Origin of the sequence: Paraburkholderia adhaesiva (assembly GCF_021390575.1) — a bacterium.
GTDB lineage: Bacteria > Pseudomonadota > Gammaproteobacteria > Burkholderiales > Burkholderiaceae > Paraburkholderia > Paraburkholderia adhaesiva.
Genome location: NZ_JAJEJQ010000002.1, coordinates 470145 through 482865 on the forward strand (window position 1 = coordinate 470145; position 12721 = coordinate 482865).

The following is a 12721-nucleotide window of genomic DNA, read 5'->3' on the forward strand; positions in this document are numbered from 1 at the left end:
GGTCACCCGTTTTCCGGTGCGTTCAGGATCGCGTGAACGTAGGCCGCGCGATCGAGCAACTGTGCGGCGGTAGCATCGAGGTAGTTCTTCAGCGGGCCCGCGCCGATCGTCACCGCCAACACGCAGGCAAGCAGCAACGCGCACGCGGCGAGCTTCGCGGGCGTGCCGCGCGGTGCCGTGGGCGCTGCGCTCGCGAAGGCCTGCGAGGCGGGCACAGCCCAGAAGATGCGCGTGCCGGTGCGGCTCAGCGCGACGATCAGCAACAGGCCGGAGATCAGCACGGCGGGCCACAGGACGACGGCCTGCGCGGGGGGCGTGGCCGCGAGCACCATCGCCTTGCCGAGGAATCCGGAGAGCGGCGGCAAGCCCGCCGCGCCGACGGCGAGTGCGAGATAGAGCAGGGCGGCGGCTTTCGAGGGCCAGGGCTTCGGGGCGCGCGCGGGCGATGCGGCCTGGACGACGGCGGTGACGGCAGCGATGGCAACGGCATTGGTCACTTCGGCCACAGCCGTCTCGCCGTCCGGCCCGGACGAGATGGCGGGTGCTGTGGTGTCGTCGAGCGCGGCGTGCGAAGTGGGCTCGGAAGCTGCGGCGGCTGGGTCTGGCGCTTCGGGCTCGAGCGTGTCGGCGAGCAGGAACAACGCCGCGGAGCATAGCGTCGTGCTGATGAGGTAGTAGAGCAGCGCGCTCCACGCCGTCGCATTTTGCAGGCTGGCCGCCGCAATCAGGAGGCCCACGGAGACGAGCACGAGATACGCGGTCGTTGTCTTGAGGCTCGACACGGCGAGCGCGCCGAGCGCCCCGAAGGCGATCGTCACAATGGCGAGCCACCACGCCCAGTTGTGCATGAACCCTTCGAGCGCGCCGCCTGCCGCGCCGAAGACGAGTGCGTCGCACCGGAGCATCGCGTAGATGCCGACCTTCGTCATGATCGCGAACAACGCGGCGACCGGGCCGATCGCACTGCGATACGCCTGGGGCAGCCAGAACGAGAGCGGAAAGACCGCGGCCTTCAGGCCAAACACGAGCATCAGCATCGCACCCGCGAATTGCGCGAGCGGAAGCGAGGCGGCGTCGAGGTGCGCGAGCCGCTCGCCCATATCGGCCATATTCAGCGTGCCGGTGAGGCCATACAACACGCCTATGGCGACGAGGAAGAACGACGAGCCCACCAGGTTGAGCAGCATGTAACGCAGACCGCTCATCACGCGGCGGCGGCCGCCGCCGTGCAGCAGCAGCGCATAGGAAGCGATCAGCAGCAGCTCGAAGAATACGAACAGGTTGAAGAGATCGCCCGCGAGAAACGCGCCATTGAGGCCCATCAGTTCGAACTGGAACAGCGCGCGGAAGTAGCGGCCGCGCCGCACGTCGGCGCTCGACGTGCCGAGCAGGCAGCAGCACGCAAGCACCGCGGTGAGCAGCAGCATGAGCGCGGCAAGCCGGTCGAGCTGCAGCACGATGCCGAACGGCGCGGGCCACGCGCCGAGCGCATAAGTGACGACCGCGCCCGACGACGCGAGCCCGGCGAGCCACACCGCAACCGGCAGCAGCGCGAGCGTCGCGATCACGCTGAGCACGCGCTGCAGGCGCCGCGCGCGCAGCGGCAGCGCGACGATGGCGCCCGCCGCAACGAGCGGGATCACGATGGGGAGGACGAGGCTGTGATTCATTCGCCTTGTGTCTCCTTCTCGTTGTCCTGGCCGTCCTGGTTTCCCTGGTTGCCCAGCTTGTCCCGGTCGATGCGATCGGTCCCGTTGATCGCGAGCGAGCGCAATGCGAGCACCACGGTGAAGGCGGTCATCGCGAAGCCGATCACGATGGCAGTGAGCACGAGCGCCTGCGGCACGGGATCGGCGTATTGCGCGCCATCGGCGATTACGGGCGGCTTGCCCGTCGAGAGCCGGCCCATGGCGAGCAGGAACAGATTGATCGCGTACGAGAACAGCGTGATCCCGAAGATCACGGACAGCACGCGCGCGCAGAGCAGCAGGTAAAGACCGCATGCGCAGAGCACGCCGAGCGTCACGGCATAAGCGGCTTCCATCAGCTTTTCTCCACCGATTGCAGGTCTTTGTCGCGCACGCCGAGGTGCGAGACTATCGTGAGCGTCGTGCCGACCACCGCGCAGAAGACGCCGAGGTCGAACAGCATCGCCGTGCTCAATTCGATTTCCCCGACGAGCGGCACATGGAAATGCCCGAACGCGGTTGTGAGGAACGGCTGCCCGAATGCAAGGCTGCCGAGCCCGGTGCCCGCGGCCACGAGAAGGCCGAATCCCGCGAGTGCGCGATAGTTGATGCGGATGCGCGATTCGGTCCACAGCACGCCGCTCGCCAGGTACTGCAGCAGCAGCGCCACGGAAAAGATCAGCGCGGCGATGAAGCCGCCGCCCGGCAGGTTATGGCCGCGCAGGAACACGAACACGGCGACGAGCGTCGTGAGCGGCAGCATGAGCCGCGCGAGGATGGCAAGCAGCAGGGGATGCGACTGCGACGTCCACGGCAGGCCGCCCGGCCCCGTGGAGGGCGCCGCGAGGCGCAGGCCGCGCAGCAGCGCCTTCACGGCAATGCCGGCGACCGTGAGCACGCTGATCTCGACCATCGTGTCGAAGCCGCGGAAGTCCACGAGGATCACGTTCACCACGTTATGTCCGCCGCTGCCCGGCAGCGCGTTCGCGAGAAAGAACGGCGCGATGCCCTGGCTGGGCGCGCGGGTCATCACGGCCCAGGCGACGACGCCTATCAGCGCGCCGCCCGCAACCGCAATCACGCCATTGCGAACGCGCGCGCCCGAGCGCTCGACGACGCGCTGCCTGTTCGGCAGGAAGTAGAGCGCGAGCACGAGCAGCAGGACCGTCACGATTTCGACCGACATCTGCGTGAGTGCGAGATCGGGGGCGGAGAAGCGCGCGAACGCGAGCGTGACGAAGAGGCCACAGGTGCCGAGCAGGATGAGCGCGAGGAGCGGGTTCGCGCGCGTGCGCACCACGGCGAGCGCAAGCAGCGCGAGGAATCCGAGACCCGCGAGCGTGATTACATCGATCGGCGTGGGGGCGAGCGGACCGCCGATCTGGTCGAGCGCGAGCAGCGCGGAGCCCGGCACGACGATCATCGCGGCGATCATCCACGTCAGATACGTCGGCAGCGAGCCGTTTTCAAACACGCGCACGACGACGGCGGCGGCCTGCTCGAGATGCTGCACGAAGCGGTCGAAGCCTTCGCTCGCATTCATTTCGGAGAGCCGCGAGCGGTGATGGCGGAACGCGTCGCGGCGCATGAAAAACAGCAGCGCGCCCGCGCAGAACGACACCGCGCTCATGACGAGCGGCAGGTTCAGGCCGTGCCAGATGCTCAGGCTGTATTCGGGCACGGTGCCGCCCAGCGCGAACCACGCCGCCGATTCGAGCATGCGTCCGATCGTCTGCTGCGGAAAAAGGCCGACGGCGAGGCACAGCACCACGAGAATCTCGACGGGCAGCCGCATGAAGCGCGGCGGTTCATGCGGCGGGAAGTGCGGCAGGTCGCGCGGCGTGGCACCGTCCCAGAACACGCCATAAAAGAAGCGCAGCGAATACGCCACTGAAAGCCCCGTCGCCACGACGGCGAGCGCCGGAATCACCCAGTTGAAGTCGCCGAACAGCCCTTGTGCGAGTGTCTCGCCGAAGAACATTTCCTTCGAGAGAAAGCCGTTGAGCAGCGGCACGCCGGCCATCGCGAGCGAAGCGACGCCCGCGAGCGCGGCCGTATGCGGCATGTAGCGGCCCAGCCCGCGCAGGCGGCCGAGGTCGCGCGTGCCGGTTTCGTGATCGATGATGCCCGCCGCCATGAACAGCGACGCCTTGAACACCGCGTGATTGAACGTGTGGAACAGCGCGGCGACGGTGGAAAGATCCGTGTCGAGGCCGAACAGCAGCATGATGAGGCCGAGGTGACTGATCGTCGAATAGGCGAGCAGGCCCTTGAGGTCGCGTTGCACGAGCGCCAGCGCCGCGCCGCCCGCGAGCGTCACGAGGCCGACGAGGCTCACCGCGTAGCCCCACCAGTTCGTGCCCTCCAGCACCGGATAGAGGCGCGCCAGCAGGAACACACCGGCTTTCACCATCGTCGCCGAGTGAAGGTATGACGAAACGGGCGTCGGCGCGGACATCGCGTGCGGCAGCCAGAAGTGGAACGGGAACTGCGCCGACTTCGTGAACGCGGCGAAGAGGATCAGCAGCAGGATCGTGGGATAGAGCGGATGTTGCTGCACCTGGCCCGCGTGTGCGAGCACGTCGGTCAGTTCATAGCTGCCGCAGACGCGACCAAGCAGCAGCACGGCCGCGAGCAGTGCGAGGCCGCCCGCGCCCGTGATCGTGAGCGCCATGCGGGCGCCGCGCCGCGCGTCGGGGCGCGAGGGCCAGAAGCCGATCAGCAGGAACGAGACGAGGCTCGTCAGCTCCCAGAAAACGACGAGCAGCAGCAGGTTGTCCGAGAGCACGACGCCGAGCATCGCGCCCATGAAGAGCAGCAGGAGCAGGTAAAGGCGTGGCAGCGACTCACTGCCGGCAAGGTAGTAATGCGCGTAGATAAAGATGAGCACGCCGATCGCGAGCACGAGGAACGCGAACATGAACGAGAGCCCGTCGAGCCGCAATGCAAGCGAAAGGCCGAGCCCCGGTACCCAGTCGTGGCGCCATGACAGGACGCCGAAGGTTGCCATGCCGATGCGCTCGCTCGACAGCAGTCCGAGGCCGATCAGCGCTGCCCCGAACGCGATCCAGGTGGTGAGCGGCCGCGCGAGCTGTGTCGCCAGCGCGACGAGCGCCGCTGCTGCGAACGGTAGGACGACCAGCCACGCCAATGCCATTCGACTCTCTCCGGTAACGCCTGCATGAAAGAAACGGGGTGCCGGAATGTCGCGCACCGAAGACAACGATCATAGCTGCAAATGACGACGCTGCCGCTTATCCTGAAAATGCTTTGAAGCCGGCCGACTGGGAACCGCGGAGCCGCGCGCACGAAGGCTCAGGCCATCTGGCTCAGCGTCTTGCGAAACCGCATGAGCGAGAGCGCAAACAGCACGCTGCCGATTACCACGAGCCACAGGAACGACGGCCAGACGACGCCGATGCCCGCGCCCCGATAGAGGATCGCCTGGCTCAGTTCGACGAAATGCGTGGTGGGCGCAACGAGCATGAGGTCCTGCGCGAACTGGGGCATGGACTCGCGCGGCGTGTTGCCGCCCGAGAGCATCTGCAGCGGCAGCATCACGAGCACGAGCAGCATGCCGAACTGCGGCATGCTGCGTGCGAGCGTCGCCATGTAGATGCCCATGGAGGTCGTGGCGAACAGATGCAGCGCCGCGCCGGTGAGAAAGAGCGGCACCGACCCTTCGATGGGTACGCGCAGGGCGCCGCGCACGATGAAGGTCACCGAACACGCGGCCGCCACGAGCACGACGAGCCCCATCGACCAGATCTTGGCGAGCATGATCTCGGTGGGCGTGACGGGCATGACGAGCAGATGCTCGATGGTGCCGTGCTCGCGCTCGCGGATGAGCGCCGCGCCCGTGAGGATGATCGAGAGCATCGTTACGTTGTTGATGATTTCCATGAGCGAGCCGAACCACGCCTGGGTGAGATTCGGATTGAAGCGCATGCGTACCGCGAGATCGACAGCCGAAACCGCCGACGTGCGATAGCGGTTCGCGAACGTGCTCACTTCGTCGCTGATCATCTGCTGGATATAGCCGCTGCCCGTGAACGCCTGGCTCATGCGCGTTGCGTCCACGTTGAGCTGTACCTCGGCGGCGCGGCCTGCCAGCACATCGCGCTGCAGGTTCGGCGGAATGCTGAGCACGAAGGTGTAGCGGCCCGCGTCCATGCCCGCATCGGCTTCGGCGGGCGTGACGTGCTTTGGCACGATGAAATGCGGCGGGAAAAACGCCTCGATGATGCGCTGCGAAAGCGGCGAAACGTCGTAGTCGATCACGGCGATGGGCGCCAGATGCAGCGTCTCGGGCCGCGCGGTCGCCGAGGAGTAGATCATCGCCGTGAACGAGAAAATGATGAAGATCAGCAGCATGGGATCGCGCGCGAGGCTCCAGAGCTCTTTCACACCCAGGCGGTAGATGTTGGCGAGCGTGCGGCCCATGTCAGGTCTCCTGCTTCTTGAGCAGCAGGGCGGTCAGGCCGATCACGATGGGCGAAGCAATGGCGAGCGGCCAGAACGACGCGTAGAGGTCGGGGAAATGCAGCCCCTTGTTGAACACGCCGCGGCTGATCGTGAGCATGTGGCTCGCCGGATAGATCTGCCCGATCACGCGTCCCGCGCCCTCCAGCGACGAAACGGGCGTGAGCATGCCCGCGAACTGCACGGTGGGCACCATCGTGCCGATCATCGTGAAGAAGAGCGCGGCGATCTGGCTCTTCGTGAACGTCGAGGCGAGCAGGCCGATCGCCGTCGAGCACAGGGCGTAGAGCACCGCTGCGGCGAACAGCGTCAGGAAGCTGCCCTTGATCGGCACGTCGAACACCGTGACCGCGAGCAACGTCATCAGCAGAAAGTTGACGAGCGCGAGCAGCACATAGGGCGCCTGCTTGCCGAGCAGGAATTCGAGGCGCGTCACGGGCGTTACATATAGATTGATGATCGAGCCCAGCTCTTTTTCGCGCACCACGGCGAGCGCGGTCAGCATGGCCGGCATCATGAGCAGCAGCATCGGAATCACGGCGGGCACCATCGCGGGCAGGCTGCGCACGTCGGGGTTGTATCTGAAGCGCGTTTGTACGGTGACGGGCGATTGAACGGTGGTGCCGAGCCGTTGCGATGCCTGTTGCAGCAGCCACACCGCGTGCAGGCCTTGCACATAGCCGCGCACGGTTTCCGCGCGCTGCGGCATCGCGCCGTCGATCCATACGCCGATCTGCACGGGCCTGCCGCGTGCGACGTCGCGCGCGAAGCCGGGCGGAATCTCGATGGCGAGCGCGAGTTCGCCGCTGCGCATGCGGCGGTCCATGTCCACGTGGTTTGCAATGGGCGGCCGCTCGATGAAATAGCGCGAGCCCACGATGTTCAATTCGTAGTTCTGGGAAAGCGTGGTCCGGTCGTGGTCGAGCACGGCGAAGCGCAGATCCTCCACGTCCATGCTGATGCCGAAGCCCATCACGAACATCAGCAGCAGCGAGCCCGCGAGCGCGAGCGTCGCGCGCACGGGGTCGCGTCGGAGTTCGAGCGCCTCGCGCCACATGTAGCTGTATGCACGCTGGAAGTTGAAGCCGCGATGCCGCGCATGTTCTGCGCTCGCGTCCGCGTGAGTGCCGAGAGCCGCGAGTTCGCCGGTCGCAGTCGCTTCCGTGCCCGCACCCGCATCGACGAGATACGCGATGAACGCTTCTTCGAGCGTCGCCGCACCGCGCCCCTGCGTGATCGCATCGGGCGTATCGCTGACGAGCACGCGGCCCGCGTGCATCAACGACATGCGATCGCACCGCTGCGCTTCGTTCATGAAGTGCGTCGAGATGAAAATCGTGACGCGGTCGTCGCGAGCGAGTGCGATGAGCAGGCGCCAGAAGTTGTCGCGTGCGACGGGATCGACGCCGGACGTCGGTTCGTCGAGGATCAGCAGTTCCGGCTTGTGCACCATCGCGACCGCGAGCGAAAGCCGCTGACGCACGCCGAGCGGCAGATTCGCGGGCAGCGTATCGAGTGCTTCCGCGAGATCGAAGCGCTCGACCATCTCGGCGACGCGCGCGTCGATATCCGCTTCCGGCACGTGAAAGAGCCTCGCATGTAGTACGAGGTTCTGACGCACGGTCAGCTCGCCGTACAGCGAGAACGCTTGCGACATGTAGCCGACACGACGCCGCGTGTCGAGGTCGCGCGGATCGACTTCGTGCCCGAAGAGCCAGGCCTTGCCGTCCGAAGCGGGAAGGAGGCCTGTGAGCATTTTCATCGTTGTGGACTTGCCGCAGCCGTTCGAGCCGAGAAAGCCAAATATCTCGCCGCGCCGGATGCGAAAGCTCACGTGATCGACTGCGACGAAATCGCCGAAGCGCATCGTCAGGTCCTTCGCCTCGATGGCGATTTCGGCGCTTTCGTCGGCTTGCAGCGGGACGATCACCACGGGTTCGTGGCCGCGCTTCTTCGATTCGGGCAGCAGCGCGATGAACGCCTCTTCGAGCGATGTCGTTTGCGTGCGTTCGAGCAGTTCATCGGGTGTGCCGGTGGCGAGGATCGCGCCGTCGTCCATCGCGATCAGCCAGTCGAAGCGTTGCGCCTCGTCCATATACGCGGTCGCTACGATCACGCTCATCGAGGGCCGTTCCTTGCGGATGCCGTTGATGAGATCCCAGAACTGCGCGCGCGCGAGCGGATCGACGCCCGTCGTGGGTTCGTCGAGGATCAGCAGGTCGGGGTCGTGAATGAGCGCACAGCACAGGCCGAGCTTCTGCTTCATGCCGCCAGATAGCTTGCCGGCAGGACGCGCGAGGAACGGGTCGAGTCCCGTCGCGCGCGTCAGTGCGTCGATACGGCGGCGGCGCTCGTCTTCGTCGTGGCCGAAGAGGCGCCCGAAGAATTGCAGGTTCTCTTCAACCGAGAGCGTGGGATACAGATTCTTGCCGAGGCCTTGCGGCATGTAGGCGATGCGCGGGCACACGTCGTCGCGATGCTTCTTGCTCGACATGTCGCCGCCGAGCACCCAAACCTTGCCTTCCTGCACCGCGCGCGAACCCGCCACTAGCGCGAGCAGGCTCGACTTGCCGACGCCGTCCGGTCCGATCAGCCCGACCATGAGGCCGGCCGGCACGTCCTGCGTGACGTCGTTGAGCGCGACCGTTTTGCCGTAGCGCAGCGTGACGTGTTCGACGCGGACCGCGGGCTCGCTCATCAGGGCATCCTCACCTGAAGATTCGCGGGCCATTCTTCATCGGATTCGAGCTTGATCCATGCGACGCCAGGCAAGCCGGTCTTCACATACTTGAGATGCTGTTGCAGCAGATCCGGATCGATCTGCGCCCTGATGCGGAACATGAGCTTCTCGCGCTCGCTCTGCGTTTCGACTGTTTTCGGCGTGAATTGCGCCGTCGAGGAAACGAATGTCACCTTCGCGGGAATCACCCATTGCGGCGCGGCGTCGAGCACGATGTGCACGTCCTGGCCTATCGCCACGCGTCCGGCGGCCTGCGTGGGCAGGAAGAAAGTCATGTAGACATCCGAAAGATCGACCATGTTGAGGACCCGGCCGCCTGCGGCGAGCACCTCGCCCGGCTGTGCCACGCGAAACTGCACGCGGCCCGCACGCGGGGCCTTGAGGTCGCTGTCGGTGATATCGGCCTTGACTCGGTCGATGGTGGCCTGCGCGGCGGCGATAGCTGACGTCGCGCCCGTCTGTTGCGCGCGTGCAGCGGTCACCGCAGCGGCGGCTGCCGTGACCTGTGCGCTGGCGGCAGCGACGGCGGCCTGCGCGCTCTTCACGCGCGCGCGGTCGTCGTCGAGTTCCTGCATCGACGAAGCACCTTCCTTCGACAGCTTTTCCGAGCGCGCGAGACGGCGGCGCGCGGCGTCGAGTTCGCTCTGGCGCTGCGTGACGACCGCTTCGGCTGCGCGCTGGTCGCTCTCGCGCAGCGCGATCTGCGCCTTCGCGCTCGCTTCGCTGTTGATGGCCTGCTGGTGCTGCGCCTGAGCTTCCCGGCTCTGCGCCTCCAGTGTGTCGACCTGCATGTGCGCGAGCGTCTGGCCTGCCGAGACGAAATCGCCTTCTCTCACGAGCACATCTTTCACGCGGCCGCCGAGCTTCGTGGCGATGTCGATTTCGGTGGCTTCGATGCGGCCGTTGCCGTTGACGAAACCCTCTCCGGGACCGCGATTCGCGATCATGCGCCAGCCGAAATAGCCGCCCGCCGCGACCACGATCACGACGAGGGCAGGTATCAGTTTGCGGGCTGTGATCTGCATGACGGGAACCTCGGTCAGGGATTGTGCGTGCTGGGAGCGGGCACGTCGGCGCTCGTAGCGAAGGCGCCGCCGCCGAGCGCGGAATAGAGCGAGACGCGGCTCGACAGCAGCGCGCGCCGCGTTTGCACGAGTTGTTGTTGCGCGTCGAGCAGATCGCGCTGCGCGTCGAGCACTTCGAGGAACGGCGAAGCGCCGTGTTCATAGCGCAATTGCGCGAGGCGCGCGCGTTCGGCCTGGGCGTCGACGGTCTTGCGCAGCGTGTCCACCTGTTCCGCGAGCCATTCGCGTGCCGCGAGCGCGTCGGCGACTTCGCGGAATGCCTGCTGGATGGCCCGTTCGTAGGACGTCACCGCCTGGTCGCGCTGGGACTTCACGACGTCGAGGTTCGCCTCGCGGCGGCCCATGTCGAAGATCGGCAGCGACACGCTCGGGCCGAAACTCCACGCGAGGCTCGGGCCCGTGAAGAGGTTGCCCAACTGGGTGCTCGCCGTGCCGGCTGAGCCGGTGAGGGTGATCCGCGGGAAAAATTCGGCGCGCGCCGCGCCGATGTTGGCGTTGGCCGCGCGCAGCTGATACTCCGCGGCGATGATGTCGGGCCGGTTGATGAGCAGGTCCGAAGGCAAGCCCGCGGGCAGGTCGCTCATCACGGCGTTGTCGTCGAGCTTGACGTCCGCCTGGGGCAGATCGACGGGCTTGCCCACCAGCACTTGCAGCGCATTGAGGCGCGTCGCGCGCTCCTGCTGTAGCTGCGCGCCGAGCGCGACGGCCTGGCGCCAGAGCGTTTCGACCTGCTTGACGTCGAGCTTCGCAATCGCCCCTTCTTCCTGGCGGCGCTTGAAGATGCGAAACGACTTCTCGCGGGTCGCGATCGTTTGCTCGGTGAGCAGGATGCGTTCGTCGAGTTCGCGCAGGCTCAGATAGCTGTTGGCCACCTGATCGATGAGGGTGAGCGTGGCGGCCTGGCGGGCCGCATCGGTGGCGAGATAGTTCTGCAGCGCCACATCCCTGAGGTTCGCGACGCGGCCCCAGAAGTCAAGCTCCCACGACGCAATGCCGACGCCCACCTGAAACTGGTTTGCCGTGACCGGACGGCCGAATCCCGAGAGATCGGCGGGTACGCGGGCGCGCGCGAGATCGGCTTCGACGCCGATCGTCGGAAACTGGTCCGCGCGGCGGATGCCGTACATCGCGCGCGCTTCGTCCACGCGCTGGATCGCGAGGCGCAGGTCGCGGTTATAGGCGAGTGCGTCGGCGATCAGGCCTTGCAGCGTGGGGGACTTGAAATAGTCTTTCCAGCCGATTTCGGCGGCGGTCACGGTGCTCTGTGTCGCGGGCGCGTAGTTCGGGAAGGTCTGCGGCACCGGCATGGGCGGCTGCTCGAAAGGCGGGGCGAGCGAAACGCAGCCGGCCAGCGCGGCGACGAATATCGCCGGCGGCAAATGACGGACGGGCCGGACGGGCCGGACGGCCGAGGCGGCTGATGAGGCAAAAGCGGCGGCGGAAAGCACCATACGTTTCTGGCCGCAATTCATCGCTGTTTTCTCCTCTCGCGCTTGCCGGCATGGTCCGCTGCGGACCGGAATCGGCGCGATGCCTTGAGCTTTGCGCTCGACGCCGTTGCTCAATGCGGGCGGCGGACCGTGTCGGCGACAGGTTCAACGCAAACGGGCGCAACAAGGGCCACGGGCTGCGATGCTTGAGTGCAGCACGGGCGCAATGCGCACGGCCCAATCGGGAAATGATGCTAGCGCGATGGCGAAAATCGTGACGGCGCGGTGTGCAATGGTATGACCCCATATAACGGTGGCCTGCAAGTGTTCGCCACATCGTGGGGCAGGAGGGGCGTTCGGTATCCCAAGCATGAGCATCGGGGTTCTAAACAGTTAAAAAATGCAGGGTCGAGGGGATTGAGGCAGATTGTTAATTCTTTCGGAATGCTTTCGGAAAAATCTTATTTGAATCTTCAGATAATTTCGTACGAGTCCCATTCATTTCGCAGGGGCCGCAAAAACATAATCCCATCGTCGCCAAAGTAACTATCGGGGTGATCGTTATCTAAACGGCGAAAGCGCAAATCCATTTGCTGTAGCAGGAACAGCGATGCACGGTTTTGCCGCCATCCCCATTGGGGTTCGTTTTTCTTTTTCTCTACGGGTTCAATTGTGAAAAAACATCTTCTCGCCCTTGCGATCGCTGCCGTGCCGGTTTTCGCGTTCGCCGCACCGAGCACCAACACGATCAATTTCCAGGGTGAAGTCACCGACCAGACCTGCGACGTCACGATCAACGGCAACGCGTCCAACCCGACCGTGCTGCTCCCGACCGTGTCGACCCAGGCGCTCGCCGCCTCGGGCGATACGGCTGGCCAGACCTCGTTCACCATCGGCGTGAGCGGCTGCATGGCGCCGACCACGACGGCTCAAGCTATCGGCACGGTGTTCGTCGGCAACCAGGTCACGGCCTCGGGCAACCTCGGCAACACCGGCACCGCTACGAACGTTGCGCTGCAACTGCTCGACCCGCAGGCGCCCACCACGCCGTTCGATCTGAGCAACAGCGCAGGCTATACCGCAGCGGGCATGTCGCTCCCGGTTGGCGCAACGTCGACGTCGTATGACTTCGCCGTCCAGTACGTCGCTGAAAACGGCGCCGCCACGGCGGGCTCGGTGCTCGGTAGCGTGCAGTATGCAGTGACCTACCGCTAAGCGCCTGGGTTGCTCGCGGCGCCGGGCCCGTCATTCCTGACGGGCTCGGCGCCGCGGCATCTGCTTCAGATTGATCCGGCT

At 65.8% G+C, this 12721-nt stretch carries 8 protein-coding genes; 1 reads left to right on the forward strand and 7 read right to left on the reverse strand.

The features are described 5' to 3' along the window. Positions 1-2: 2 nt before the first annotated feature. The 7 genes from L0U80_RS17675 to L0U80_RS17705 form a co-directional block, all read right to left on the reverse strand. On the reverse strand, positions 3-1670 hold the full coding sequence (locus L0U80_RS17675; RefSeq protein WP_233867607.1) for a monovalent cation/H+ antiporter subunit D: 1668 nt from the start codon (positions 1668-1670) through the stop codon (positions 3-5). Beyond that, positions 1667-2044 carry a Na+/H+ antiporter subunit C gene (locus L0U80_RS17680; protein WP_233867610.1) on the reverse strand — a complete coding sequence of 126 codons (378 nt, stop codon included), beginning with the start codon at positions 2042-2044 and terminating at the stop codon, positions 1667-1669. Before L0U80_RS17680 ends, L0U80_RS17675 begins: the two co-directional genes overlap by 4 nt. After that, the gene (locus tag L0U80_RS17685; RefSeq protein ID WP_233867613.1) at positions 2044-4845 is read right to left on the reverse strand and encodes a monovalent cation/H+ antiporter subunit A; all 2802 of its coding nucleotides are present in this window, start codon (positions 4843-4845) and stop codon (positions 2044-2046) included. The genes L0U80_RS17680 and L0U80_RS17685 overlap by 1 nt, the downstream gene beginning before the upstream one ends. 158 nt (positions 4846-5003) lie before the next feature. Next, the gene (locus L0U80_RS17690; RefSeq protein WP_233867616.1) at positions 5004-6131 is read right to left on the reverse strand and encodes an ABC transporter permease; all 1128 of its coding nucleotides are present in this window, start codon (positions 6129-6131) and stop codon (positions 5004-5006) included. Position 6132: 1 nt separating this feature from the next. Further along, positions 6133-8868 (reverse strand): ribosome-associated ATPase/putative transporter RbbA, encoded by a 2736-nt coding sequence (gene rbbA / locus L0U80_RS17695; protein ID WP_233867619.1) that lies wholly within the window; start codon positions 8866-8868, stop codon positions 6133-6135. Beyond that, on the reverse strand, positions 8868-9935 hold the full coding sequence (locus L0U80_RS17700) for an HlyD family secretion protein (RefSeq protein WP_233867622.1): 1068 nt from the start codon (positions 9933-9935) through the stop codon (positions 8868-8870). Before L0U80_RS17700 ends, rbbA begins: the two co-directional genes overlap by 1 nt. Before the next feature lie 14 nt (positions 9936-9949). Then, positions 9950-11467, reverse strand: coding sequence for an efflux transporter outer membrane subunit (locus L0U80_RS17705; protein ID WP_233867626.1), 1518 nt, complete (start codon positions 11465-11467; stop codon positions 9950-9952). A gap of 630 nt (positions 11468-12097) precedes the next feature. Here L0U80_RS17705 and L0U80_RS17710 point away from each other — a divergent pair. Beyond that, the gene (locus L0U80_RS17710; protein WP_233867629.1) at positions 12098-12640 is read left to right on the forward strand and encodes a fimbrial protein; all 543 of its coding nucleotides are present in this window, start codon (positions 12098-12100) and stop codon (positions 12638-12640) included. The last annotated feature ends 81 nt before the right edge of the window (positions 12641-12721 follow it).

Bases quoted from the DNA above. Each gene is read 5' to 3' on its own strand.
- L0U80_RS17700 (WP_233867622.1), bottom strand. From the start codon at position 9,935: ATGCAGATCACAGCCCGCAAACTGATACCTGCCCTCGTCGTGATCGTG.
- L0U80_RS17685 (WP_233867613.1), bottom strand. From the start codon at position 4,845: ATGGCATTGGCGTGGCTGGTCGTCCTACCGTTCGCAGCAGCGGCGCTC.
- L0U80_RS17680 (WP_233867610.1), bottom strand. From the start codon at position 2,044: ATGGAAGCCGCTTATGCCGTGACGCTCGGCGTGCTCTGCGCATGCGGT.
- L0U80_RS17690 (WP_233867616.1), bottom strand. From the start codon at position 6,131: ATGGGCCGCACGCTCGCCAACATCTACCGCCTGGGTGTGAAAGAGCTC.
- rbbA (WP_233867619.1), bottom strand. From the start codon at position 8,868: ATGAGCGAGCCCGCGGTCCGCGTCGAACACGTCACGCTGCGCTACGGC.
- L0U80_RS17705 (WP_233867626.1), bottom strand. From the start codon at position 11,467: ATGAATTGCGGCCAGAAACGTATGGTGCTTTCCGCCGCCGCTTTTGCC.
- L0U80_RS17675 (WP_233867607.1), bottom strand. From the start codon at position 1,670: ATGAATCACAGCCTCGTCCTCCCCATCGTGATCCCGCTCGTTGCGGCG.